At 72.2% G+C, this 2733-nt stretch carries 3 protein-coding genes; 1 reads left to right on the top strand and 2 read right to left on the bottom strand.

Features of this window, described 5'->3' with window-relative positions:
• The first annotated feature begins 256 nt into the window (after positions 1 to 256).
• A complete protein-coding gene (locus tag ACFW9D_RS21680; RefSeq protein WP_188339936.1) occupies positions 257 to 514 on the top strand; it encodes a hypothetical protein in 258 nt (85 codons plus the stop codon).
• 20 nt (positions 515 to 534) lie between these two features.
• On the opposite strand, the gene ACFW9D_RS21675 is transcribed toward ACFW9D_RS21680, so the two are convergent.
• Both ACFW9D_RS21675 and ACFW9D_RS21670 read right to left on the bottom strand, forming a co-directional pair.
• Entirely contained in the window at positions 535 to 1062 is a 528-nt protein-coding gene (locus ACFW9D_RS21675) for an NUDIX hydrolase (RefSeq protein WP_188339935.1), read from the bottom strand.
• A gap of 93 nt (positions 1063 to 1155) precedes the next feature.
• A complete protein-coding gene (locus tag ACFW9D_RS21670; RefSeq protein ID WP_188339934.1) occupies positions 1156 to 2496 on the bottom strand; it encodes a transcriptional regulator in 1341 nt (446 codons plus the stop codon).
• Positions 2497 to 2733 lie beyond the last annotated feature (237 nt).

Below are 2733 nucleotides of genomic sequence, written 5' to 3'. Positions count from 1 at the left end.
CGCCCTGTTCGGCGGAATGGTGGGTGGCGGCGCCCCCCCGCCCCGCCCCCCCGGGGGGCAACCACCCGGGGGGCGCGCGGGGGGCGGGGGTTTTGTCCCCCCCCGGGGCCCGGTCGCGTTCGCACGGGGCACGCGCGCGTGACCCGCATATGCCCTCCGCACACGCTCCCGCCGCGCCCACCAGGCGAGTTGACTTCCCGTGCGCACCAAAGATGCGCACGACAAGGAAGTGACGGCTACGGAAAGGAGCGGACCCGTGACCACCGACCCGGAGCGTCCCGTGGTCCCCGAGGAACTCGCAGAGTTACGCCGCGTCTTCGAGGTCGGGCTGACCCGCATCGACGGCCGGCTGGCCCTGCTGGCCCACCGCGACGACGAGACGGCCAAGGACCAGGACGAGCTGAGCGCGCGCGTCACCGCGCTCGAGCACACCCGCTGGCCACTGCCCGCGGTGGCCGCGCTGGCCGCCGTCGGCGCCCTCGCCGTCGCGGTCTGGCAGCTGCTGGGCCGCTGACACCGGGGCGAGGCCCGTCCTCACAGGCGCATGTGGTGGAGCAGGAGTAAGGCGGCCGCCATGTTGGCGGCCGGGACCTCACCCCGGGCGATCATGTCGGGGACGAGCTTGAGCGGGACCCATTCCCTGCGGTCCGACTCGAAGTCGTCCTGGGGGTGGCCGATGTACGTCCCTTCGTCGGTCCAGTAGATGTGGTGCCGGGCGTCCGTGAGGCCGTTGGACGGCTCGACACTCATCAGGTGCCGCAGCGGTCCCGGTCGCCAGCCGGTCTCCTCCTCCAGTTCCCGCGCGGCCGCGTACGCGATGTCCTCGCCGTCCTCGACGACGCCAGCCGCCAGCTCCCAGCCCCAGCTGTCGGTGATGAAGCGGTGCCGCCACAGCAGGAGCACCTCGTTGGCCTCGTTCACCACGGTGGCCACGGCCACGGGGCGCAGCCGGATGAGGAAGTGGTCGAGGTGCTGGCCGTCAGGGAGTTCGACATCTGCCAGATTGACGCTGAACCACCTGTTTTCGTACACAGTTTGTTCGTTCTGTTTCGTCCACTGCACGGTTCTGCCACCTTCCGCCGAGTTGATGGCAATATCGCAGCAGGGGCGTGAACGAGCGCCTCTCGAAAGGGACCAGAAGGAATCAGAGGGGGCTCAGAGCGGCACGCGCAGCGCTCCGTCGATGAGCTCGGCCGCCTCGGCCGTGCCGGCACATCCGCTGCGCACCAGGTGCTCGCGGACCGCCCGGAGTCTGTCGCGCAGCCGCTGCGACTCCATCCCGCGGGCCCGCTCGGCCATCTCGACCGCGGTGGCCACAGCCTGTTCCGCGTTGCCCTGACGCAGCTGGATCTGGCTGAGCACCGCGAGCCGGTGCACCCGGCCGCGGTCGTGCGCCGGGGTGTGGACGGCCTCCTGCGCGTGCTCCTTGGCCCCCGCACAGTCCCCGAGGCGGAGCAGCGCCTCGGCGACCTGGACGTTGACGAACCCGGGCTGCACGTAGCCCGTCTCGTCCGGTTCGTGGCCCCGCCGGATACGGTCGGCGGCGGACTCGGCACGCCGGATGCACTCCAGGGCGCTCGTGCCGTCGCCGATGTGCGCGTACGCCTTGGCCTGCATCGCGTACAGGTCCGAGGCGAGCGCCGGGGTGATGTGCCGCCCGGCGGCCCGCAGCGCGGCCTCCGCGAACGCGACGGCCTGGCGGTGCTCGCGCATGTGCAGCGCCTGATTGACGAGCAGCGCTATCACGTACGCGCCGAGCCCCCGGTCCCCGCTGGCCTTCGCGAGCCGCAGCGCCTGGTGGAAGTAGCGCTGGGCGAGCCCGTGCGCGTCCGAGTCGTAGGCGCAGATCCCGGCGATGGCGACGAGCCCGCCGGTGGCCCGGTGCAGCTGACGGCCCGTCGCGTCGGTGTAGCGGCCGCGCAGCAGCGGCGCCGCCTCCGTGTTGAGGAAGCCGACGATGCGCGTGCGGGTCGCGATGCCGCCCGCCTTGCGGTACATCTGCTCGTAGTGGGTGCGCGCCGAGCGCATCATGTCGATGTCGGCCTGGCTGACCGGGTGCCGGCCGCCGCGGGACACGTCGTTGTCCTCCGGCGGGTTCTCCCACTCCCAGACCGGCATCACGGCCGGGGTCCCCGTGACGGCCGGGGCGTCGAGGACGTGCCGGCGCTGCTGCTCGTCGGAGCGCCACAGGGCGGTGGCCCGCTCCACGAAGCCGGACAGGCTCGACCCGTGCGCCGAGGCGGGCTCACCGGGGATGCCGAGGCCGATGTCGTCCAGCGTGACGTGCCGCTGGAGACGTCCCGCGAGGACCTCGCAGATGAGATCGGGGACCTGGCCGCGCGGGCGCTGGCCCTTCAACCAGCGGGCGACGGCCGTGTGTTCGTAGCGCAGCGCGAGTCCGCGGGCCTTCCCCGCCTGGTTCACATGGGCGGCCAGGCCGGCATGGGAGATCCCGGCCTCGTCGAGGATCGCGTCGAGCAGGGTGTTGGGCTGCATGGAGGCCCTCCGTTGGCTCGGTGGCGCCAGCCTAGGGCAACCGCCTTCACACGGGGTGTGATCGGAATACCCAACTCCAGCCGGTGTGCACTCTGTTGCTCCCGGTATCCGCCCGCTTGACTGAACTGCCTCGAAAGAGAGGCCGGCCGGGTCGTCGGCTCCCCCTCGTACAGACGACGGCCCGCGCTTGCGCCGTCCGTCCGCTCGCCTGCCCGACAACTCCTGCGGCGGGCGGAC

The organism is Streptomyces sp. NPDC059524 (assembly GCF_042749255.1).
Taxonomy (GTDB): domain Bacteria; phylum Actinomycetota; class Actinomycetes; order Streptomycetales; family Streptomycetaceae; genus Streptomyces; species Streptomyces xanthii.
Note: the sequence above shows the minus strand (reverse complement) of the source record. Positions and strands in the feature narration are given on the sequence as shown.